The sequence below is a fragment of the uncultured Friedmanniella sp. genome (genome assembly GCF_964244005.1).
GTDB lineage: Bacteria > Actinomycetota > Actinomycetes > Propionibacteriales > Propionibacteriaceae > Microlunatus.
On the sequence record NZ_CAXTHG010000012.1, the window covers coordinates 96,542 to 118,929 of the forward strand.

Here is a 22,388-nt window from a genome sequence, read left to right on the forward strand (position 1 = left end):
CGGAAGTCTAGGCCCCAAGCGTTCAGCAGAATAGAACGAGCAGCCGGCGGCACTTGGGCGGGTCCCAGGTGAGTCCCCGCGGGATCCCCCACAAAAGATTAGGACATCGATCGGACCACCAGCCAGGAGCGGGCGCGCTCATGCGGAACCCCAGCAACTCGGACGAACAGGTTGAAGGCGTCCGGAATGTCTGAGTCCTGGGGCAGCTCGTCCAGCCGCGACCACAGGACACGAGCGAAGTCGTACTCGGGATCGTCGCGGAGCAGTACGGGATCGACGACCGGCCATGGTGCTCGGCCAGCGGCCAGCACCTGTTCACAGTGAAGGTCGCCGTCAACGGCCGCTTCTGATGTCGTCGAGACGGCGAGCTCCTCAGCCAAGCGGATCGCCGTGTCGAGATGCGACCGTGGTTTGGTCCCTCAAGCGCCCGCCAGTCTCGCTCGCGCGTGACGCCGGACTGGAACCACCAAGGCGTTAGTTCCGTGCAGGGGATCACCGTCAGGTTTATAGGTTCCAGCGGCGACATTGGGCGTCGACCATCGCGGGCGGCGTTTCGAGCCACTCGCGTCCCGGACGGTCGCCCCACCACCGAGGCATCTGACGAAATGTCTCAGGGACAGCAATCATGATGATGAACGAGCGAAGGATCGCAGCACGTCGTGAAGCCAAGCCCAGTGGTGATGTCCACGCAAGCTCCACCGGGTACGCCGGCCGGGCCGGAAGGCGGCCGCCAAGACCCTCACACCTCAGACGGTCGTGTTGAGGCAGCATCCGAACCGGGACGAGCTTGCCCGAGGTCTGCGGACAAGTATTCGTAGAACATGAGACCGACCAGGTAGATGATGGCGGCGCCCGCCGGCAGCGTGACCCACCAGTACCGCCGAAGGAGGCCCTTCCGCATCAGCAGCCAGGACACAGTAGCGGACGAGGCGGCGATCGCGACGACCAGCAGGTACGACCACTCAGGCATGAGCAAACGCTTTCCGCGGCGGTGCGCCCGCAGGACGTATCCACCCAGGCGTGGGAATCCGGCGGCTCACCTGATGACCCGGTCGGTGTAGTCGAGGTTCTCGTAGGGCGGGCCTGGGTCCTCGAACAGCTGCAGGGCAAACCCACACGGGTCGGTCGGTAGCTGGGGCGTGATCCAGCGTTTCGTGTCGTCGACCAGGAAAAGCCAGGGTCGGTTCCATCCCACAAGCGGGCAAGCCACCGTGTCGGGTCGTGTTGATATCTGGGACGGTCGTGCGAGGTAGTCCAGCAGGGGCTGGAGCTCGGTTGCTCGGCGTTCGACATTCATCAGCTTCGGCTTGCCTTCGGGCTGGTGGCTCTGGGTGCACAGAATGGCCGTCGTGGGCCGAAAACCGGCGGGAATCGAGCCTGTTGTCGTTGGACCGGCGTGATTCTCATCGTCGAAGGCACCGGTTGCTCGACAGCCCGGCCAACCAGCCCTGACGACAGCGGGTTCCGCCGGCTCCGCGTCGACGGTGCGTGAGCACGCGGCGGTGACGGTGGCCAGCATCGTCAGGCTCACCGCCAGGACGACAGCTCTCCGGGTGGTGGTCAGCACAGCGGTTTCCAGTCGGGTTGGCGCACCGCAACAAAGAGCTTGACCGAGCCGTCCGCGGTGTTGCTCGTGTCTCGGACACCGAGCTCGCAGCGCGTGGGGACGCCCTGGATGGCGTACACCTGAGTCCCCGTGGGCAGGAAGGTGGCTGTGCCGTTGGGCCAAGGACCGTTCTCCACCAGGTTGCCGTTGTCGGCGGTCAGCTCAGCGATGCTGCAGGTCACGGTGGTGACGGGGCGCCCCAGCTTCCCGGCCTTGCGCGGCTCGGCGAGGTTGTTGCTCGTGATGTAGGTCTGGTCGTTCCAGCGGAAGGTCTCGACATAGTCGGCCGTCGCGTTGCTCGTGCCGGGTCGGAGGGCCGGACAGACGGACGGGGCGGGCCCTCCGCCGCTGGCCGGTACGGCAACCGTCCCGGCTCCCTCGAACCACGGTGACGTCACCGCGACCAGCACCGTCACGGTCACCACGGCCACGATCCCGCCGGCGGCGCGGCGCCGGGTCCGCTGCCGGGTGCGTGCCGTCGCGCGTGCCAACGTTGCGTCCGGTCGACCGCCGGGGAGCTGACTGATGGCGGTCCGGTACAGGCGGCCGAGCTGCTCGTCGTCCTGGTCAGTCATCGCACGGTGTCCTTGTCGAGTTTGCTCTTCAGCTGGGTGAGGGCCCGGTGCACGTACGAGCGGGCCGTTGACTCCCGACAGCCGAGAATCGCCGCGATCTGGGCGTAGCTGAAGTCGTCGTAGAACCGTAGGAACACCGCCGCCCGATGGGTGACGGGCAACGTGCCCAGCAGCTGCCGGGCGGCCAACACCTCATCGACCGCCGCCTCCTGGCCAAGGACAATCTCTGCTGCCGCGGGGTCGGCGACCGGGCTGACCCGCTTGCCCCACTTCCGCCACCTCGAGATGTGGCTGTTCACCATCACCCGGCGGGCGTACGCATCGGCTTGCCCGGGCTTGCTCAGCCGCGACCAGCGCATGAACACCGCGACCAGTGCGTCCTGGACCAGGTCGGCCGGGTCCAAACCCCGGGCCGTGGCGTGGGCAAACCGCATCAGGTCCGACCCCACCACCGCGACCCACGCATCAAAGTCGACCGGGCGGGCCGTGGTCAGCGTCCCGGGCACGTCAGACGAGGCGGCAGCGCCCGTCATCGGGGCCAGGTCGCTCGGCAGGTCCATACCCTCGTCCACGGTTCCGATGGGCAAAGCGTTGCACGAGTCTGGTCATCTGATCTTGGCCCCGGTTTGGCGGCTGATTCTGACGGATTCCGACCCCGAGCACGAGGATCGCTCGTCTGGTGCTGGCGGGCTGTTCCGAGGTGCCGTACTTCCCTACGTGGCGGCTCGAACCGCAGCCTTCGCCCATGGTCTCCTCGCCGAGCACCTCGATGGCACCCTCAGCGCCTGCGGACGCGGCCAAGGTCGATCTGGCCGGGAAGTTGACGACCGATCAGGGCGTCAACGTCGGCGTCAGAAGCGAGCTGTGGCTCAGTACGGTCACGTCCACCGTTCCCGTCGACCACCCGCAGGGTCAGGGCTGGGTGAACGTCCGCGTCGAGCTCGCCGGCCGAGTCGCGCTGTCGAACCTCGGCACTAAGGTCGAGGCGGTCGCCGGCTCTGTCCTGTACGAGTACCACGCTGGCTGGGCGTTGACGTCTCCCACGTGTCGGTCGCTCCGAGGTAGCAATGACCCCCCATCGACGGCGGGCGCCTCCTGCTGGCGCCAGATCGGTACGGCGACCCTGTTCGATCCACAGCTACGCCTCCTCATCCGGCTCCAACCCGGTGAGGCCCGAACCGTAAGCATCGCGGCGACGTCAGGGTCGGGCGGGATATCGGCCGACCTCCCGACCTCCGGCCGCCGATGCCCGGTCGATGGCTCGAGCGTTGAAGCGGCCGGACATCGTGCTGGCGACCACCAGCGACCTCCTCCGCAGCGACGGGTCGGACCGCTTTCGCCACGCCTGCGAGCAGGCCGAGACGTGGAGCCAACAGGCGACGGCTCCACGACTCGGCCCTCGGCGCCGCCGGTGCAGCACGTCATCGTCGGAACCACCGCCCACGTGACCTGCGTGCAACTGCCCCCGCTCAGCACCTAGGAGGACACCTGGTCCGAGTGAGGTGTGCCAGGGTGACGGCATGGTGGCTGAGCTGCGCACGTTTTCCGTCGACGGCGTCGAGGTTCGTCATCTCCCGTCCGACGACGAGGTGTGTGCCGTTCAGCTCGTCTTCGGGGCGGGCACGCGTGACGAGCAGCTGCACGAGCAGGGGGTGCTGCAAGCGTTGGAGCACGTGGTGATGAGGGAGCTCCGGCTGACCCCGTTGGAGATCAACGCTCACGTTGACCACTCCCACACCGAGTTCGTGGTGGCCGGCGACCCGGTGCTCGTGGCCGGCTATCTGGTCCGGCTGTGCCAGGGATTGAATGCGCCTCCGGTGGATCGGTTGTCGGCAGAAGCTCCGATCATCGCTGCGGAGCTCGGCCAGGACGAGGGAGCCCACCAGCCGCTGCTGGTCCGCCGGTACGGGTTGCGCGACCTCGGTAACCAGGCCGTCCCAGGACCTGGCCCTGACGGTCTGCAGGCTCACCAGCTGGTCGCGGCGGCGGCGCGGTGGTTCACGGCTGGGAACGCGTTCCTCCTCGTCGACGGCCCGTTACCGCCCGACTTGGCCCTACCGCTGCGCGAGGGTGGCCGACCGACACACGTTCGGGTGCCGCCCCGCCCCGTCGCGGAGCCGTCCGCCGTGCGGGTCGACGGGCCTGCTTGCATGGCGAGCCTGCTGCTGCCGCCCACCGACCCGGCCCACCTCAGCGAGGTCGCCGTCGAGCTGGTCGACCAGCGGATCCAGGAGACCGTGCGGCACCGCGACAGCCTGAGCTATGTGGTTGAGGTCAACGTCTTCGACAACGTCGTCCACGCGGACGGACCGGACGGCCACGACCTGTTCGTGATGGCCGACCCTCCCGAGGAGCATCTGGTCCGCGCCGTCACCGTCCTGGTCGGTGAGCTGCGCGCCCTGCTGCGCGGGGGGCCCTCGGCGGCCGAGCTGAGTCTGGCCGTCGAGCGTGTCGTGCAACGGCGGTACGGGCGCGACGGCCTCGTCGGAGCCGCCCACACCACCGGTATCGATGCCCTGCTTGGCTTTGCGCGACCTCCGTTCGACGCCGAGGTGACCCGCACACTCACGGTCGAGCAGGTAAGCGCCTACCTCCAGCCGCTCGAGACCAGCCTGCTGGTCGCGGTGCCCGACCTCCCCGAGATCGACTTGGTCACTCTCGGGCTCCGCGAGGACCACAGCGCACCCACCAACAACGACCCCCTCCCGGACGGCCGCCGCTTCCGGCCGCCGCTGTTCGCCCGAGCCATCAGTTCCGCCGCCCGGCAAGCCGAGCTGCGGCTCACCGCCGAGGGGCTGCACTGCCGGCTCGAAGGCGAAACCAAGGTCATCGACTGGACGAACGTCGTTGGCGTCCTCGTCGAGGACGACCACGAGGCCGCCGTCTTCGCGGCTGACGGCACCCACATCCAGATCGGTGGGGCCGTCTGGCGCGACGGCGACACCCTCATCCGCGAGGCCCGAGCCCACGTCCCGCCGCACCTGTTCTATCGAGCCTCCACCCTGCTCCACATTCACGACGACGATCACTAACCCAGCGGCTGGCCCTTCACGGCCACGATGTCGAGTGGGCGGCGGCGCGGCGAGGCACAGACCTGCCCACAGCCGTCCGCCTACGTGGGCTGGCACTGGTCGCGCGCTCCAACGGTTGTCCTTCTGAACCGTCGTGTCGACTGGCCGAATCGCCGAGTTCTCCTCGACTCACCAGGTCTGGAGAACCTGGCCACCGGGGCTGTAGCAGGTGTAGACGGTGCGAGCGGCGAGCACCGGTTCAAGCGCCTCCACGGATTGCTTCAGCTGCCCTCCCTGCCCGGCGCACCTGTGGGCCAACTGCGCCTGCTGAGCTGACGGGATGCCGAAGGCCAGGATCGCTACTGCGCTCGCACAGGCAGCGAAGGTTCCCAGGCGCTTGAGCCTGTACCCACGCCCGCCACCTGCGCGGCCTCTGCCTTCCGACATCGCGCTGGGACCCCTTCCGTCTCTGGGACTTCAGTTGTACGCCAGTCCGGACGGTCTGTCATGACGAAACCTGACCGTCGCGAGCGTTGGCGCCACCGGTAGTCACGAAACGACGCGAAAGCCCGACTGGCGAACGGGACCGACCCGGGGTAGCGGGATCACGCACCCCTTGGCATCGCGGCGCATGTGCCGTAGGCCGAGCCCACTACGGCCGCGGATGTCGTGGACGAGTTGGTGTTCGCCTTCGTGTCACGAGACGCGGAGCGGAGGTCAGCAGCAACGATGCTTCCGCCGCGTCAGAGACGGGGGTCGACGGGTTCGGACTCGAGGGCGAGGACGGCGAAGACCGGTTCGTGGATGCGCCACAGCGGTTCGCGCTGGACCGCACGTTCGAGTGACTCGATCCCGAGGGCGTACTCGCGGCTGGCGAGGGACCGCTTGTGACCGAGGTTGCGGTCGCGCAGCCGTTCCAGGTTGGCCGGTTCGGTGTAGTCGGGACCGTAGATGATCCGCAGGTACTCCCGGCCGCGCACCTTGATGCCGGGTTGGGCGTAGCCGCGGCCGGTCTGCACGAGGTTGGCGAAAGGTTTGACGACCATGCCTTCACCGCCTCCGCCGGTGAGGTCCTCCCACCAGGTCACCGCTGCAGCGGTCGAGGTGGGGTCGGTGGTGTCAGCCAGGACGCGGCGGGTCGGGCGGACGAGCGCAGGCGCGACCTGGGCGAGGCGGTCGGCGAGAGCGAGGTGCCAGCCGTGGTCGTGGTCGGTCCAGGTGCGCCCCTCGGTGGCCAGCAGCTGGAACGGCGCCAGCTGGACCCCGTCCAACCCGGACGTGGGCCAGATGTAGCGGCGGTAGCTCTCGGTGAACGCCCGCGCGTTGCTCGCGCGGGAGACGGTCCGGTCGAGCAGGTCGGTGACGTCGATCCCACGGGCGGCCGCGGCCTCAAGCACACCGACCGCAGCGGGCAGCGCGGCCCGCGCGGCTGCTCCGACGGCGGCGTACTGGTGACGGAGCAGGTCTTCGGCCTTCACCGACCAGGGCAGCAGCTCGGCGTCGAGCAGCAGCCAGTCGCTGTCCAGCTCGGCCCAGAGGCCGGTGCCGTCGACGACTTGGCGTAGCAGCTCCAGCAGCTGCTCGGTCTGGCCGGCCGGGAAGAACGGCCGCCCGGTGCGGGTGTAGACGGCTCCGGACGCGCCGTGGCCGGCCCCGAACCGCTGGGCGGCGACCGCGGCGCTGCGGCAGAGCAGGACGACGGCGCGGGAGCCCATGTGCTTCTCCTCGCAGATCACCTGCTCGATCCCGCCGCGACGGTAGAAGTCGAAGGCGGTGTCGGGGTGCTCGAGCAGGTTCCCGTCGGCGGTGGTGGCGGTCGGGGCCATGGTGGGCGGGAGGTAGAGCAGCCACCGCGGCTCGAGCGCGAAGCGGCTCATCACCTCCAGGGCCCCGGCCGCGTTCTCCTCCCGGACCGTGACCCGGCCGGCCAGTCGGGTGTCGACGCCGCGCTTGCCCAGCACGTCGGTGATGGTCAGCTCGTCGGGCTCACGGGTTGTGGCCGGGGCTACGGCGTGGACGGGGAACGGCTTGGCCGGTTCGTACCAGACCTGTTGGGCCGGGACTGAGACGACCTCCTTCTCCGGGTAGCGGAGCGCGGTGAGGCTGCCGCCGAACACGCACCCGGTGTCCAGGCACATCGTGTTGTTGACCCACTCCGCTACCGGGGTCGGCGTGTGGCCGTAGAGGACCATCGCCGTACCCCGGTACTCCTCAGCCCACGGATAGCGGACCGGCAGTCCGAACTCGTCGGTCTCGCCCGTGGTGTCGCCGTACAGCGCGAAGCTGCGGACGCGGGCCGAGGCACGGCCGTGATACGCCTGCTTGAGACCGGCGTGCGCGACGACCAGCCGGCCGCCGTCGAGGACGAGGTGCGAGATCAGGTCGTAGCAGAACTGCTGCACCTGGGCACGGAACTCGGGCGGCTCCCCAGCCAGCTGGGACAGCGTGGTCTCCAGACCGTGGCTGACCTGGACATCGCGGCCCTGCAGCGCGCGGACGAGCTTGCTCTCGTGGTTGCCCGGCACGCACAGCGCGTGTCCGGCCGCGACCATGCCCATGACCAGCCGTAGCACGCCCGGCGTGTCTGGCCCGCGGTCGACCAGGTCGCCGACGAACGTGGCCTTGCGCCGCCCCGGGTGCGACGCGTCGACCGGCCGGCCCTGCTCGTCACGGAGCAGCGTGTAGCCGAGCTCGGTCAGCAGCGCCTCCAGCTCCGCCCGGCAGCCGTGGACGTCACCGATCACGTCGAACGGTCCCTCTTCGTGGCGGAAGTCGTTCAGCAGCCGCTCGCGGACGATGACGGCGTCGGCGACCTCCTGCTCGCTGTGCAGGACGTGGACCTTGCGAAACCCTTCCTTGCCGAGATGACGGAGCGAGCGCCGCAGCTGGTCGCGCTGCCGCTTCACGACCGAGTCGGCGAAGCCGCGGTCCGGACGGGCGGCGTTGCGGTCGAGGCAGACGCGTTCGGGCAGGTCGAGCACGATGGCGACCGGCAGCACGTCGTGCGCGCGGGCGAGCTCGACGAGCGTGCGGCGCGCCTCAGGCTGGACGTTCGTGGCGTCGACGACGGTGAGGTGACCCCCGTCGAGCCGGCGGCCGGTGATGTAGTGCAGGACGTCGAACGCGGCCGCCGTCGCGGACTGGTCGTTCTCGTCACCCGCGACGAGTCCCCGACAGAAGTCGCTCGACAGCACCTCGAACGGGGCGAAGTGCTCCCGGCCGAACGTCGACTTGCCCGACCCGCTGGCCCCGACCAGGCAGACCAACGACAGCTCCGGGATGGCGAGCTCGGTCATCCGGCCACCTTCCGGAACACGGCCAGCTGGGTGGGCGGCCCCACCTCGGGGTCGTCCTCACCGACCGGTTCGAACCTGACGGCGTACCCGTACGACGCAGCCGTCGTGCCGGCCCACTCCTGGAACTCCTGCCGCGTCCACTCGAACCGGTGGTCTCGGTGTCGCATGGTGCCTCCCGGCAGGGACGGGTAGCGGACGTTGTGCTCGACGTTCGGCGTGGTGACCAGCACCGACGTCGGTTGGGCGTGAGCGAAGACCGTCCGCTCCAGGGCTGGCAGTCGCGGCAGGTCGACGTGTTCGATGACCTCCATCAAGACCACCGCGTCGTGACCGGCGAGACGGTCGTCGCGGTAGGTCGCCGAGGACTGCAGGAGCTCGAGGCGGGCACGCTGGGAGTCCGGCATCCGGTCCAGGTGCAGGCGTCGGGTCGCGATCTCCAGCGCCCGGTGTGACACGTCCACGCCGATGACCTTGGTGAACGCCGGGTCCGCGACCAGCTCGCGCAGCAACGCTCCCTCCCCGCATCCGAGGTCGACCACCGTGGCCGCGCCCTCGGACCGCAGCGCGGCGATCACCGCCGCCTTCCGTAGCTGCACCAGCGGGGCCGGCCGCTCCTCCACCTCCTCGGCTGGCCCGTCCGCAAGCGTCTCCACCTCGGTGTCGTCGACCTCGGCGAGCCGACTGACTGCGTCCTGGACCAGCGTGCGGTGGTGGCCGAGGTAGCGGCTCGTGATCAGCTCCCGCTCGGGATGGGCAGCCAGCCAGGCCCCGCCGGCCCGCATCAGCTTGTCCACCTCGTCGGTGCTCACCCAGTAGTGCTTGGTGTCGTCGAGGACCGGCATCAGCACGTACAGCTGCGTCAACGCATCGGCGACCGTCAACACCCCCGACAGCCGGAGGTCGACGTACGGAGAGGCCCCCCACGACGGCACCTGATCGTCCAAGGCGATGGCGGTGGTGGTCACCGACCAGCCCAGCGGCGCGAACAGCCGCTCCACCAGCTCGGCGCCACCACGGGTCGGCAGGGCAGGTACGTGCACCTTGAGCGGGACCGCCTGGCCGGCCAGCTCGGGCCGCGCATCGCAGCGGCCAGTCATCGCCGTTCGAAACACCTTGCCCAACGCCACCGACAACATCGACGACGCCGCGTACGGCCGGTCGTTGACGTACTGCGACAGCGAGAAGCCCGAGTCACCGCGCCCGCTCCTGCCGCGGACCAGGGCCACCGGGTCGACCTCGAGCAGCACCGCCACCGTGCTTTGCTCGTCCGTGACTTCTGGCCACAGCACGTGCACGGTTCCGGTCGAGAGGTCGAACGACTGAGCACGCCCCGGATGCTTGTGCAGCAGGAACCCCAGGTCGGCCGGGTTGGGCATCGACGTCGACAAGGTCAGCAGCACAAGGGCCAGTCTGCCTCCCCTGAAGCCCTCTCGACCGGCTCGAAGGCGGTAGGCACGTCCGAAGTCCACCAAGAACGTCGCACGGGGTGCGCCGAGCGCCGACCGACGACAGAACGGTTATCGTCCTCAGCCTGTCGAGAGTCGGGACCCGCGGCACTCGAAGCTAGCCGTACGAGTCCCTGCGTGTTTCGCCCAGCGTGATAGCGGGAGTAGGTCGGACGGTGCGGTGATGGTGAGGACCCTGCGCCAGGGCTTTCCGCTCAAGGTGTAGGTCTCACTGGTGAACGTCGACTGCACCAGATCGGCGACGCTGTCGGTGGTGTCGGCTCCCAACCGTCGGCCGGTGGCGCACGCGGAACCCGCCTGCCGACGAGGAACACCGATCCTGGGCCGCGCCCCGCCACCACCGGTGTCTCATCCGCGCCAGTCGTACAGAATGGCCGCATGACCGCCTACTGGATCAGCGTGTACCAGGAAGTCTTCGACCAGGGCAAGGTCGACGCGTACGCGCAGCTTGCTCGACCCGCGCTGGAAGCGGCGGGCGGAACGTTCGTCGCCCGCGGGCTGCCCGAGCAGACGTACGAGGCCGGCGAGTCCACCCGCACGGTGCTGATCGTCTTCGACTCCGTCGAGGCGGCCCGCGCCGCCCACGACAGCCCCGCCTACCAGGAGGCCCTGGCCGCCCTCGACGGCGGGGCCCGGCGCGACATGCGAATCATGCCCGCGCTCTAGCTCATCGGGGTGTGACCATCCGGTCAGACCGAGTTCGCCGCCGGACAGCAGCGTCGCGGGAGGACAGAGAAACCGCTCGACACCTGCGTTGCTCAGGTGCTGAACAGTGTCTCCGCAGCCTGACGAGTGGCGCTCAGTGGGCGAGGGGTCCGTCAGTCAGCCGCCCGGACACCGGGTCAGTCGAAGGGCCAGGTGGACTGCTGCAGCCCGGTGAGCACGAAGAGCGCCCCGCCCAACGCGGTGTTGATCACGGGGAAGCGGCTGTAGAGCGCGAACAGCTGCTCGGGTCCACGGCTGCGCAGGGAGAGGGTGATCATGACGAGGTAGGCCAGCCCTCCCAGCACCGCGAAGGGGCCGACCGAGGGGAAGGCCAGCACGGCGGCGAGCGCGTAGGCGAGCCCGCAGAGCAGCAGGGTCCGGACCCGGCCGAAGTGGGTGGCGACCGTGGCGACGTCAGCGGCGCGGTCGGCGGCGATGTCGGGGACGGCGGAGTAGGCGTGCATGGCCATGCACCACAGCAGGGCCGCGACCAGCACGGGCAGCGGGGGCTGGCTGCCGCTGACGGTGGCGTAGGCGGCGAGGCCGGGGGCGATATACAGGATGTTAAACGCCGCGTCGACGACGGGCCGGCCCTTGGCCCGCAGCGGCGGCACCGAATATCCGATCCCGGTGATGAGGAAGAGCAGCAGCCAGGGCCAGGCGTTGGGCAGGAAAGGTACCAGGACGATGAACGGTACGTTCAGGACCAGGATCGCGATGACGAGGCTGCGGCGCTGTTCGGTGCGCAGCAGGTTCTCGTAGTCGCGCTTCTTCGGGTTCAGCCGGTCGGTCTCGACGTCGAACAGGTCGTTGACGCCGTAGATCAGCAGGTTGGCCGGCAGCGTCAGGTACAGCCCCAGCAGCCAGACCTCGACGGGTGGGCGGAGCGACGTCGCCGCGAGGGCCACCAGGTAGGGCCCGAGCAGGTACATCCAGAATCGGGGCCGAGACACCCGGAGCAGGTGGCGCATCGACCGCCATGCTAGGCGGCGTGGACAAAGCCTTCCGGCGTCATCGCTGGCTGCTGGCCGCCCTGCTGGTGGCTGCGGCCGGAGGGCTGGTCCGAGCGCCGCTCCAGCCGCGCTGGTGGTGGGTCTCCGCGCTGGCCATCCTGCTGTTCTCGGCGCCGGTGATCGCCGGCGCTCTTCGTTGGCTGGGCGCCCGGCGGGGCGCCGCGCTGCTGCTCGGGCTGGGGCTCTACGCCCTGGTCTTCGAGTCGGTCGCCGTCGCCACCGGGGTGCCGTACGGACGGTTCTCCTACAGCGGGCTGCTGGGCCCGCCGATGTTCGGGCTGGCGCCGCCGACGGTGCTGCTGGCCTGGACGCCGCTGCTGCTCGGCAGCCTCGCCTGCACCCGGCGGGCGTGGCAGGCGGTCGTGCTCGTCGTCGTCTGCGACCTCGTGCTCGATCCGGCCGCGGTGAGCCTCGGCTTCTGGGCCTGGGACGACCCGGGCCGCTACTACGGGGTCCCGCTGGTGAACTTCCTCGGCTGGGTGGTGTCCGGCGGCATCGCGGTGCTGGCGCTGCGCCGGCTGCCGCGGCCGCTGCCCGGCCTGCTCGTCCGTAACCTGTGGCTGGTGCTGGTCTTCTGGACGGCGGTCAACGCCTGGAGCGGGCAGTGGCTCGCGGCGCTCGTCGGCGTCGTCACCGTCGTGGCTTTGTCGCCCGGCTATCGTCGCGCCCCGTGAGCACAGCACTGGTCATCGGCGGCGGCATCGGGGGCCTGGGGAGTGCGGCCCTGCTGGGCAAGCACGGTTACGAGGTCACCGTGCTGGAGAAGAACGCGCTGCTCGGGGGCCGGGCCAACTACTTCGAGGCCGACGGCTTCCGCTTCGACATGGGGCCGTCCTGGTACCTGATGCCGGACGTCTTCGAGCACTTCTTCGCCCTGCTCGGCGAGCGCGTCGAGGACCACCTGGAGCTGCACCGGCTCGACCCCTCGTACCGGATCGCCTTCCGCGGCACCGACCTCGAGGTCGACATGTACTCCGACCTCGACCGTGACGTCGAGACCTTCGAGCGCCTGGAGCCGGGCAGCGGCCAAGCGCTGCGGAACTACCTGGAGAGCTCGGCGGAGCAGTACGCCATCGCCATCGACCAGTTCATGTACCGCAACCACGACAGCTTCTTCGACTTCATCGACCGCAAGACCGCGGTGCAGGGCCGGCAGCTGCACGTCTTCGAGAACATGCACAAGTACATCGGCCGCACGTTCTCCACCGACGCCGTGCAGAAGATCCTCGAGTACCAGCTGGTCTTCCTCGGCTCCTCGCCGTACAACACCCCGGCGCTCTACAACATCATGAGCCACATCGACTTCAACATGGGCGTCTTCTACCCCCAGGGCGGCATCTACTCGATCATCCGGGCGCTGGCAGCGATCGGCGCCAAGCACGGCGTCACCTACCGCACCGAGGCGGCGGCGGCGCAGATTCTCACCGACCACGGGCGGGCGTCCGGCGTGCGGCTGGCGTCGGGGGAGGAGCTCCGGGCCGACCTGGTCATCTCCAACGCGGACATGGCGCACACCGAGACCGCACTGCTGCCTGAGGAGGCGCGGACCTACTCGGCCCGCTACTGGGCGAAGAAGACGCTGGCGCCGAGCGCGTTCATCCTCTACCTGGGGCTGGAGGGGCGGGTGCCGAGCCTGACGCACCACAACCTCGCCTTCGGGCAGGACTGGAAGCGCAGCTTCGGGCAGATCTTCGACGACCCGGCCTGGCCCGACGACCCGTCCTACTACGTCTGCGCGCCCAGCCGGACCGACCCGACGACGGCGCCCGAGGGCCACGAGAACCTGTTCGTGCTGGTGCCGGTCGCGCCGGGGCTGTCCATGACCGACGCCGACATCGTCACCTACCGCCGCAAGGCGCTGGACCTGCTGGCGGCTGACTTCGACGTCCCCGACCTCGAGTCCCGGATCGTCTTCGAGCGCACCTACACCTCGCGGGACTTCACGGCCGACTACAACGCCTACGGCGGCTCGGCGCTGGGGCTGGCCCACACGATGAAGCAGACGGCGTTCCGGCCGAACAACATCAGCAAGAAGCTGTCGAACCTCTACTACGTGGGCGCCAGCACCAATCCGGGGATCGGGATGCCGATCTGCCTGATCTCGGCCGAGCTGGCGTACAAGCGGATCATCGGCGACACGAGCAGCGGGCCACTGCCGGTCTGAGGACTTCGCGCCCCTCGGCGTCTCAGGCGCTGACGCGGTTGAGCAGAGTCTTGGCGCGCAGGAGGGCTGGTTGCCGGGTGCTCGTCGGGACGGTCCACAGGTCGTGGCCCGCGAGCCCCCAGAGGGCGAGCAGCTGGTTGGCGGCCAGGAAGCCGGTGGTTGCCGCGCGTTCCATCAGGGCCACGGGGTAGTCGCACCGGATGCCGTCGCCGGCCAGCACGAGCCGTGGGTCAGGCGTCGCCACCTCCGGGCGGCGCAGCCACGGACTGGTGCCGACCAGCGGGCAGTCGTCCTCCACCAGCCACTCATCGACGACCACCTGCGCGTCGGCGGTTTCGGGGTAGACCCGGGCCAGCTCGGCCCGCAGGGTGCGCCGGACCTGCTCGTCGTCGCCGTCCTCGGGCTGCAGCGCGTAGGCGTGCACCTCGACGACGGAGGCGTTGTGCGCGTCCGACCAGCGTCGGGCGCCGGCCTCGAAGCGCTCGAGCACCGTGATGTTGTCCATGGGGCCGTAACCGCTGGTCCCGAGGAAGGCCGGCCGCTCGGCGTCCACGCGGCGGTCGAGCCACAGGCGCCAGACGGCAAACCGCGGGGCGTTCTGCGTCTCGGCGATCCGGCCCCGCCAGTCGGGATCCTCCAGACCGTCGTGAGTCGCCTCGACCAGGCGGCGGGTGGTGCGGAGGTCGGTCGCGAGGACCACCGTGTCGGCGGTGAGGGTGCCGGTGTCGGTCGTGACCTCGAGCTGCTCGTGCCCACTTCTCGGGTCGAGGCTCTGGACGGACTCACCCGTCCGGACCTCGACGCCGAGCCGCTCCAGGTAGCGGCCGAGCGGCGCCCAGAAGACGGTGTCGTAGTCGTCGACCGGGACGTCGAAGAGCAGGCCCTCAGACGAGCCGAGGAAGTAGCTGTGGAACATGCCGACGAGCTCGCCGGCCGAGAACTCCTCAGGAGAGGCGAAGAAGCTGCGGGCAAAAACCTCCAGCGCCAAGTGCCGGGCGGCGCTGGGGAAGCCGAGCCGGTCGAGGAACTCCGCGGCGCTCTCGCCGTCGTGGGCGGAGAAGGTGGCGGGAAAGTCGACGTCGAGCAGCTCCCAGACCGCCTCCTTGTCGATGGTCGCTAGGTCGGCCGCGCGGAAGCTGGGGCTCTGGGCGACGAAGGCCGCCATGTTGAGCGGCGGTGTCCTGGGGACGCTGGCGAAGGAGTCGCGGTGGCCGCCCGCGAGGACCAGCGGGTAGTCCTCGACGGCCGTCAGGCCCTCCAGGGCTGGGTCCACGCGACGCAGCAGAGCGCGGAGGTTGTAGTACTGCCGGAAGAAGGCGTGGAAGCCGCGGCTCATCGTGACCTGCGTGTCGCCGGCGGTGTCGTGGGCGACGGGCCAGGAGCGGACGCGGCCGCCCAGCTGCGCTTCGCGCTCGACGAGAGTGACTTTCACGCCGCGCTCGGCGAGGGCGACGGCTGCCGCGAGGCCCGCGATACCGCCGCCGAGGACGAGGGCAGAGGGCTCTGGCTGGTTGGGGGAAGGGCGTAGGGCGCCGGGGTCGCCGGGGTGGCGGACAGCCTTGTGGTCACGCCCAGGGAGCCAGGCCTGCTTCATCGGCTAGATCTGCTGGTCACGTGCGCGGACATCGACGTGGTGAGACCGACGACGATGGGCGTGACAAGCGCGAGTGCGGGGTTCGACATCCGTCACCGACTCCTTCTGCCGACGAAGGCTTCGAGCGGCGGCTCGACTATAGCCAGCGGCTCCGCAGGTACCCGGTGCGAGTTGGAGCCACCATCCACCGAGCCGCACACGGGCCGAGCAGCCCTGGATCGAGAACTCGACAACGCTGCCGCCGTGGGTGCAAGCGTGAGCAGGGCAGCGCCCATCTTCTCTCTCGGTCTTCCCTAGCGCTGACGGGTGGGCCGCGCCGTCAAAGCCTGAACGTCGAGGGTCAGCGGTAGCCGTAGAACGCGTAGTCGTTGAGGAACTGACGCCCCCACAGCAGGTTGCGCTCATCTTCGGTCAACGCGACTTCGTCCGCGACACCCTTCCAGCTCTCGCGGATGATCGACACCTGCCGATCGACGATCTCTCGCGCGTCCTGCTTGGACAGCCCGTAGGACGCTGCCGCGGCGACGCAGACGGCGAACTGACTGTCGCGTTTCCCGTCAGCAGTGATGTCCATAGCTTGACGAGCCTCGGTTCCTGACCGGAGCTGCGGGCAGAGGTCGTATGCGGGCGTGAGCTCGAGCCGTTCGCCGTCCCAGAAGGCCGCATGGTTGCGGGCGTGGTCGTCGGTGTTGCCAATGGCGATGTTGAACACGATGCGCTCGAACATCTCCCGGCCGGCCTTCTCGCCGTAGCGTCCGTTCCGCCGCAGAACGTCGAGTAGCTCGACGTAGGAGGAGTACCTGGCGCCGAGGAAGTCGCCAAACCCGAGCATCGTGAGCGCGGAGACCATCATGCGACGGCGTCCGCGGCCGGGTCGATCGAAGCGCTCGACGAGCAGGACGTCGCGACCCAGTGAACGGGTCACCTGAGTCCTGGGCACCTCGAGGCCCACGAGGCTGGCTAAACGCCATGGCGACACCTTCGCCTTGACGACGGGGTATGGGTCCACTGACGTCGACAGCTTCGCGATCCACGACGAGTCGTTGTCCTGGACGAGGACCTTCGGCCGGGCTCCGCCGACGGCTGTTGCGTCAACGAAGGCATTCGTCAGCGCTGCGGACAGGTCGCCGCGTTCCAGCGACTGCGCGACAGCGTGAAGCTCATCGAGGGTTGCTTCTTCGGCCCGGGGCACGTACTCGGTGGCGCTGCCCTGAAAGTCCAGTGCGCCGATCCGGTCGGACCCAGACTCCAGCAGGTAGGTCAGCTTACTCGGCTCGGCGAGGTCAGCAGCGTCACCGAACCTCATACCGGCGAGGCGGACGTCGATGACGCGCTGACCGTAGGAGTCAGGGCTCGCGTCCCAAAGACAACCCGCCATCAGGAGCCCCTCGGGAGGGTCCTGCCACCCAGGTACCAACGGGAGTTCAGGGCCGTACAGGCTGATCGCCGCCGAGTTGTCCAGGTAGCTGCGGCCGTAGATAAAGCGGTGCTGCCCATCGTCTACGAGGAGCTGCCCAGCCACGACGGGCTCTGCGGCGCCCGGGAGCCAGATCCAGACAAACGCTCTGGTAGGCGCGTAGCGCGACCGAGCCGCCGCGTCAGAAATCGTCATCGTTCTCGTCCTTGCGACCGACGGTGCGGGAGTACTTAGGCAGTAGTGCCAGCGTCTCCTCGCCGCGACGTCGTGCCAATGCCAGGTCGTCGCCGTCGAGCCCGAACAGGTCAACGCCGACGGTGAACGCGGCGTTGAACACGGTCCCGATGGCCACGTTCGGAGACCCCTTCTCCGCCGCCAGCGTCTTGAAGTCCACTCCGATCCGGGCAGCGAGATCAGTCTGGGACCACCGCCGCTCGATCCGGGCCCGCTTGATCTGCCCACCCAGGACGACCAACGCATCGCGTGACGCACGGGACACCGCTACCGCTCGCTTCGACACTGGGCACCCCCAATAAGATGGATCCAATAGATCTATGTCTACGTTCTATTGCAGGCGTCCGGTAGGCAAGTAGAGGCCTAATCCTGGACACCCCTCAAGCTGCGCGTCGGACAGGGAACGACCACCGGGATGGAACGGTCCGGAGTCGCACCAAGCTCGCGCTGGCAGCCGCTGGCAGTCGCGTCGAATGGATGATCTATAAGTCCGGCGGGCTACTCGCGAGGACATGAGGGCGGCGCCCCAGGTCGTGGGGCACATGTTCGGGGCGCCAGAGCGGCACGATTAGGCGGAGGTGTACGGCCAGGAGATGGTGAGCCGCAGCGGCTCTGGGTCGGATGGTGCGTTGTGCCAGATCTCCCTGGGCGGCCCGACCGACGTACGACCGCTTGAGGTCATCCAGGCGTGGACCTCGTCGTAGAGGGCGAGTATCTGGGGAAAGTCCGTTTCCTTCCCCTCCGCGAGACGCTCGGCGACCGGACCGCCGCCCAGCCGGTAGCTGCGCACGTCGCCGTCCGCGGGCTCGGTGAGGCCGTCGACCGGGAGCGTGATCTCTAGCGGACCGTTGGACTCGTCAGTGATCGGCGCGTGGAAGATACCGAACGAAGGACCGGTTACCGTCAGACCAGCTTTGGCAGCGATGCTGCGCAGCCTGTCGACCTGCTCGGTGATCACGATGTCCATCTCGTCAGGCCTCATACGGCGCAGCACGCTGAGCACTGGGCGGTCACTCTCGACCCGGGTGGTCGGTTCGGTCATGCTGGGTTCGCCTCTCAAGGTGAGCCGGGCTCTGGTGAGCACGGTCTGGGTTCCCTCGGCTCGCCGCTGCGCGGCGTCGGCGGCGCGCTCGAGCAGCTCCGGTCCGTCCGCGGCGGAGGCGCCGACGATGCCGGCGATCTCGTCGAGTGACAGCTCTGCCGAGCGCAGCAGGGCGATCCGCCAGCCGGTACGGACTTGGTCGGCGCCGTAGTAGCGGTAGCCGTTCGCCGGGTCTACAACCCGCGGCGGCAACAGGTTGCGGTCTGCGTACAGACGCAGCGCCTTGGCCGACAGCATCGTGGCCAAGGCGAAACGGCCGGCAGTCATCAGCTCGCCACCATCCGAAGCGCGATCCGAGGTCATAGCTCAACTGTGGGGTTCGCCCCAGGGGCGAGGTCAACCAAGTCGGTGACACTTTCGCATCGCCAATCCGCTCGAGTGGCTCGGGGGACGACGAAGCGAGGTTGTCGCTGACTAGTAGTTTGTCGCCTTGACACGCCCGCTTCATTGGCTACGCCTTCCCGTGCCCCGAAGACGACCCTCGTGCGGGACGCGGGCAAGCCGACCGAGAAGCTGATGGAGACTCTTATGGTCCTCGGCCAGGTGACAGTCTTCGTCACCCTGTCGTACCGGGACCGTGCCGGTCATGGCGGATGAGAGGGCACGGTCAAGACGATGACATTGCGCTACGGGGGCAGCTGCGCGGCGGGGGCCGCCGGCGATCACCCCTCGCTGCGGTCCACGGGCCGGCAAGCCATCTCGACAAGGTCGGCAGCGACTTCGGCCCCGTCGCGTCGGCGGATGTCCTCTCCGAGTCTCGTTGCCGCAGCCCGAACAGGTTCTGAGGCCAGCAGACGCCGCACGGTCGCCGCGATTGTCTCCGCTGACGAGCCCCGTGGCAGCACGTCCCCGACGCCGGAGTCAGCGAGGGCTCGGCCCACGAGCGGCTGGTCAAGCATCGGGTGCGAGGGAATCACCAGGACCGGCACACCGTAGGAGAGGGCGCGGGTCGTGGTGCTCCAGCCGCCATGGCCGACGACCAGTGAGGCCGTGGGCAGCACAACGCCATGGTCAAGCCAACGGTGCACAGCCGCGTTCGCTGGGGCGGAGAAGGTTGCCGGGTCCATCGTTGGCCCCGTCGTAGCGACCACCTCCACGGGCAGCTCGGCCAGAGCATCCAGCACCGTCTGCAGCGTCCTCTCCTGACGAGGGAAAGCCGTAGTGCTCAAGCTGACCAGGATCCGGGCCGGTTCGCCCGACACGGACGGCTGGGGGTGCCCCTCCCACACCACACCGGTCTGGCGTGACCGCTCCGGCGCCGTCCCGATCCGGTCCAGGTCGGGACGGGAGAGGACGAGCCGGAGGTCGGCCGCGGACTGGACGCGGGCGAGGTCCAGTCCGCGTAGCCGCAGCAGCACCCCAACCAGGCTTCGTGGCATCGCCGAGGCGTATCGGTCCGGTGTGTGTACCAGTGACACAAGAGGAACATCGGACCGGCCAACCGCCGCCATCGCACCCGTCAGCAGGAAGTCCATCACCACCACGCCGGCGCCGACCTCCTGAGCGACGGCCAGCGCGTCGGCTCCGGTTCCCCGGTCTCCGGCCGCGCTCAGGAAGTCCCTCAGCCCGCCGAGCGTCGAGCGCTGCTGCCGCGGATCATAGAAGCGGCCACTGCGAAACCGTGCGAACTGCAGCCCGGCAGCCAAGATCCGCGGCTCGAGCGCAGGCGGGGCGAGCACGGTCACCGCCGTGCCCCGCCGAAGCAGAGCGCGGGCGATCGCCAGCGCCGGCGGGACGTTGCCGCCTGCGTCGAGCACCACGAACAAAGCGTGCACCGCCCCCTCCTCCCGCTCCCGGCGGGCCGGGTCGCATCAGTGCTGATTCTTCTCTCCAGGGCACGCCGTGTCGACAGGCAGAACAGGTCCGGTAGGAGAGACCTAGGACCGGACACCCGCAGTCCTTCGGCTCGGATCTTTCCATGCAGTGGCGGTGAAGAAGACGCCGAAGCCGTGGCTCAGTGTGAGCCTTGGGAGGCCCCGTTCACAGGCCCAAGTGTGAAATTGAACGAGCCGCACGGCACCCTCGCAGACCGACTCGCCACCCTGGTCGGGCCGGCAGACGATGACGCTCGTGGTGGCTCGCCGTTGAATCGGCCCTGTCCATTGTTTCTCGAGGTCGTGTTCGCCCGGATTTGCCAGTCCTCGAGCCGGTCTATATCGGGAACGTCAGCGTCAACTGGCCTTACTCGGACTAGTCTTAGCCAAGGTTTCAACCCTCAATGCCTGTGCCGCAAGCGACCCCCGTGCGGAGCACGACCAGTGGAGGACCCCCGTGCGGAGCACGACAGTGGACGACCCTCGTGCGGAGCACGACAGTGGACGACCCTCGTGCGGACGTCGCTAGCGCTCACTGTGGGTGATGTCGAGCCGTGCGTCCTCTGTCAGAGGCCGGGCGCGTCTAGGGGTGGTCGTGAGGAACGCGCGCAGTGCTGGACCCTTTTGCCTTGAGCTCGGGGTGGTCTCGGCCTAGGAGGGTGGTGTCAAACGCCGACCTACTGCGCGGCACCCGGGCACGCACCGGTCTTCGTTGCCGTCGTCGCGGAGAGAACCCCGCTATCCGACTCCTCCGGCGCCTTGCCCGGCACGTACCCGGGCACCTGCTCGCTACGCCCGCCGTTCGACACCACCCTCCTAGCGGTCCGCGGCTACTCGTTGCCAGCGTGCGTCTGGTCCGATGGCCATGAACTTGGACGCTTCAGGGTCAGCTGGAGTGCGGTTCAGCAGGTCGACGACAGCCGGCTCGCCCTGTCCCCATAAAGCCGCGCGACCGGTGTCCTTGTCGGCCGGCCGTGGCTTGCATCCTGCGCTCCCGCGCCCGACCACACCGTCGTCGAAGGCAAGCAGCTCGAGGTGGACGTAGCTGGGTTGTCCGTTCTGCTGGGCATCCCACCAGGCACCTACCAGCAGGTACTGGTGGTCAGGCTCAGCCGCGGCTGAGTTGTAGCTCCGGCTGTTGGACGAGAACGTCTCGGCTGGAGCCGGGGCGGGGGCCTGCGGACGAGACCAAAGCGTGCGCTCCCATCGCAGTCGAACTACTTCGCGACCGTTCTGGTCCAACTCGTCCACACCGCGTACGACCGCAGCATGGTCGCCGTAGGTCACCCAATCCTCGAGCGTCGTGCTTGGGAAGGCGTCTGACGCCGAAGCGGGGAAGCTGCAACGGTCTGCGCCGGTTCCGAAGCTGGCGCAGCCACTGCTCGCGAGCAAGCCGAAGGCGACCACGGCTGCTACGAACCATCTCATCGCCTGACCTCCAGGCTCTAAGAATGGCACAGCCGTTGCTTTTGAGGGGCGCAGTCGCCGACCGTCGTGCGGAGCACGTCAGTGTCCGACCGTCGTGCGGGTCGAACCCAGCTGCTCTTGAGAAGCACGCTTCTGATGGATGCGCGGCTACTCGTTGATGAACACGAAGGCGTGGCGGCCGTTCTGTGCTTGCCATAGCTCTGCTCGATAAGGCTGACTGCCAGGTGCATCCGAAGGTGGTAGCCACCCTTCGATGTCCTCAAGATCAGGCTCGACCTCGAGCCACAAGCGCCGCGCGTCGGCCGGGCCGACCCAGCTCGCAACGCCCCCACCGCATTGGACGCGGACCGCATCGAGCTCCTGAAGAGTCAGCAGGCGCTCGACCTCGACCCTGTCGAGCTGGTCGACGAAGGCGAACTCGGCGCCATCAGCAGCGATGAGCCGCGCCCCGCCCGGCTCTTTCCGCTCCCAGCGCGGCTGGCGGTGGTGGGGATCGCGATGCTTTTTCACCTGACCATCTTGAGTTAGCGACTCCTCGTTGGGAACATTTACGGGGCGCTCGCCGAAAGCCGACCCTCGTGCGGAGCACGACCAGTGGCCGACCCTCGTGCGGAGCACGACCGATGGACGACCCCCGTGCGGAGCACGTCAGTGGAGGACCCTCGTGCGGAGCACGTCAGCGGACGACCTGCTATCGGTGTCGACGACAATCGGCGTAGCTTGTGGCGCCGCAAGGAAGGTCAAGGGGCACGTGGGACAGCGACTAGGGAAGCGCTGATCATTGCGCCATTCCGTTGGGACGTGGCTGCAGCAGGCCTGGGCGGCTGTGGACAGCCGGGAGGGGGGCTGGTGCCGCCCCTTCAAGTCCGGTTCGGACCGTTTTGGGCGGTTTCGGGCAGGCTGGCGCTACGCCGCCACCCCGGTCAGGGTGACGGCACGGGCCCGCATCAGCCAGTTCGCTGA

The 22,388-nt window shown here is 68.7% G+C and carries 17 protein-coding genes and 1 pseudogene; 4 read left to right on the top strand and 14 right to left on the bottom strand.

Translation table 11 applies throughout. From position 1 onward, the window contains the following. Positions 1 to 98 precede the first annotated feature (98 nt). From ACFE76_RS09920 to ACFE76_RS09940, 5 genes are all read right to left on the bottom strand, one after another. Positions 99 to 380 (bottom strand): aminoglycoside phosphotransferase family protein, encoded by a 282-nt coding sequence (locus ACFE76_RS09920; protein ID WP_375431587.1) that lies wholly within the window; start codon positions 378 to 380, stop codon positions 99 to 101. 359 nt (positions 381 to 739) lie between these two features. Beyond that, entirely contained in the window at positions 740 to 970 is a 231-nt protein-coding gene (locus ACFE76_RS09925) for a hypothetical protein (RefSeq protein WP_375431588.1), read from the bottom strand. A gap of 66 nt (positions 971 to 1,036) precedes the next feature. After that, complete coding sequence (locus ACFE76_RS09930; RefSeq protein WP_375431589.1) at positions 1,037 to 1,567, bottom strand: hypothetical protein; 531 nt, start codon at positions 1,565 to 1,567, stop codon at positions 1,037 to 1,039. Further along, positions 1,561 to 2,181, bottom strand: coding sequence for a hypothetical protein (locus ACFE76_RS09935; protein WP_375431590.1), 621 nt, complete (start codon positions 2,179 to 2,181; stop codon positions 1,561 to 1,563). The genes ACFE76_RS09930 and ACFE76_RS09935 overlap by 7 nt, the downstream gene beginning before the upstream one ends. Next, positions 2,178 to 2,741, bottom strand: a complete 564-nt coding sequence (locus tag ACFE76_RS09940) for an RNA polymerase sigma factor (protein WP_375431591.1) — start codon at positions 2,739 to 2,741, stop codon at positions 2,178 to 2,180. Before ACFE76_RS09940 ends, ACFE76_RS09935 begins: the two co-directional genes overlap by 4 nt. A 960-nt stretch (positions 2,742 to 3,701) precedes the next feature. On the opposite strand from ACFE76_RS09940, the gene ACFE76_RS09945 reads away from it, so the two are divergent. After that, positions 3,702 to 5,213, top strand: coding sequence for a hypothetical protein (locus ACFE76_RS09945; RefSeq protein WP_375431592.1), 1,512 nt, complete (start codon positions 3,702 to 3,704; stop codon positions 5,211 to 5,213). A 722-nt stretch (positions 5,214 to 5,935) separates the two neighbouring features. Here ACFE76_RS09945 and ACFE76_RS09950 read toward each other — a convergent pair. Together ACFE76_RS09950 and ACFE76_RS09955 are read right to left on the bottom strand one after the other, a co-directional pair. Next, on the bottom strand, positions 5,936 to 8,488 hold the full coding sequence (locus ACFE76_RS09950; protein WP_375431593.1) for a polynucleotide kinase-phosphatase: 2,553 nt from the start codon (positions 8,486 to 8,488) through the stop codon (positions 5,936 to 5,938). After that, entirely contained in the window at positions 8,485 to 9,888 is a 1,404-nt protein-coding gene (locus ACFE76_RS09955; protein ID WP_375431594.1) for a 3' terminal RNA ribose 2'-O-methyltransferase Hen1, read from the bottom strand. Before ACFE76_RS09955 ends, ACFE76_RS09950 begins: the two co-directional genes overlap by 4 nt. Before the next feature lie 444 nt (positions 9,889 to 10,332). Between ACFE76_RS09955 and ACFE76_RS09960 the strand changes: the two genes are divergently transcribed. Beyond that, positions 10,333 to 10,620: a DUF1330 domain-containing protein gene (locus ACFE76_RS09960; protein WP_375431595.1), complete on the top strand. Its 288-nt coding sequence runs from the start codon at positions 10,333 to 10,335 to the stop codon at positions 10,618 to 10,620. Between the two features lie 176 nt (positions 10,621 to 10,796). On the opposite strand, the pseudogene ACFE76_RS09965 reads toward ACFE76_RS09960, so the two are convergent. Further along, positions 10,797 to 11,633 (bottom strand): annotated as a pseudogene (locus tag ACFE76_RS09965) (prenyltransferase); the annotation flags it as partial. Between the two features lie 17 nt (positions 11,634 to 11,650). Between ACFE76_RS09965 and ACFE76_RS09970 the strand changes: the two are divergent. Further along, a complete protein-coding gene (locus ACFE76_RS09970; RefSeq protein WP_375431596.1) occupies positions 11,651 to 12,346 on the top strand; it encodes a carotenoid biosynthesis protein in 696 nt (231 codons plus the stop codon). Beyond that, positions 12,343 to 13,836 (top strand): phytoene desaturase family protein, encoded by a 1,494-nt coding sequence (locus ACFE76_RS09975; protein ID WP_375431597.1) that lies wholly within the window; start codon positions 12,343 to 12,345, stop codon positions 13,834 to 13,836. Before ACFE76_RS09970 ends, ACFE76_RS09975 begins: the two co-directional genes overlap by 4 nt. A 22-nt stretch (positions 13,837 to 13,858) precedes the next feature. Here ACFE76_RS09975 and ACFE76_RS09980 read toward each other — a convergent pair whose 3' ends face one another. From ACFE76_RS09980 to ACFE76_RS10005, 6 genes are all read right to left on the bottom strand, one after another. After that, a complete protein-coding gene (locus ACFE76_RS09980) occupies positions 13,859 to 15,430 on the bottom strand; it encodes an FAD-dependent oxidoreductase (protein WP_375431598.1) in 1,572 nt (523 codons plus the stop codon). Between the two features lie 340 nt (positions 15,431 to 15,770). Further along, entirely contained in the window at positions 15,771 to 17,042 is a 1,272-nt protein-coding gene (locus tag ACFE76_RS09985; protein ID WP_375431599.1) for a type II toxin-antitoxin system HipA family toxin, read from the bottom strand. After that, a complete protein-coding gene (locus ACFE76_RS09990) occupies positions 17,029 to 17,241 on the bottom strand; it encodes a hypothetical protein (protein WP_375431600.1) in 213 nt (70 codons plus the stop codon). Before ACFE76_RS09990 ends, ACFE76_RS09985 begins: the two co-directional genes overlap by 14 nt. A gap of 408 nt (positions 17,242 to 17,649) precedes the next feature. After that, positions 17,650 to 18,486 (bottom strand): MerR family transcriptional regulator, encoded by an 837-nt coding sequence (locus ACFE76_RS09995; RefSeq protein WP_375431601.1) that lies wholly within the window; start codon positions 18,484 to 18,486, stop codon positions 17,650 to 17,652. 359 nt (positions 18,487 to 18,845) lie between these two features. Continuing rightward, positions 18,846 to 19,958 (bottom strand): glycosyltransferase, encoded by a 1,113-nt coding sequence (locus tag ACFE76_RS10000; protein ID WP_375431602.1) that lies wholly within the window; start codon positions 19,956 to 19,958, stop codon positions 18,846 to 18,848. 1,614 nt (positions 19,959 to 21,572) lie between these two features. After that, a complete protein-coding gene (locus ACFE76_RS10005) occupies positions 21,573 to 21,935 on the bottom strand; it encodes a hypothetical protein (RefSeq protein ID WP_375431603.1) in 363 nt (120 codons plus the stop codon). Positions 21,936 to 22,388: the final 453 nt, after the last annotated feature.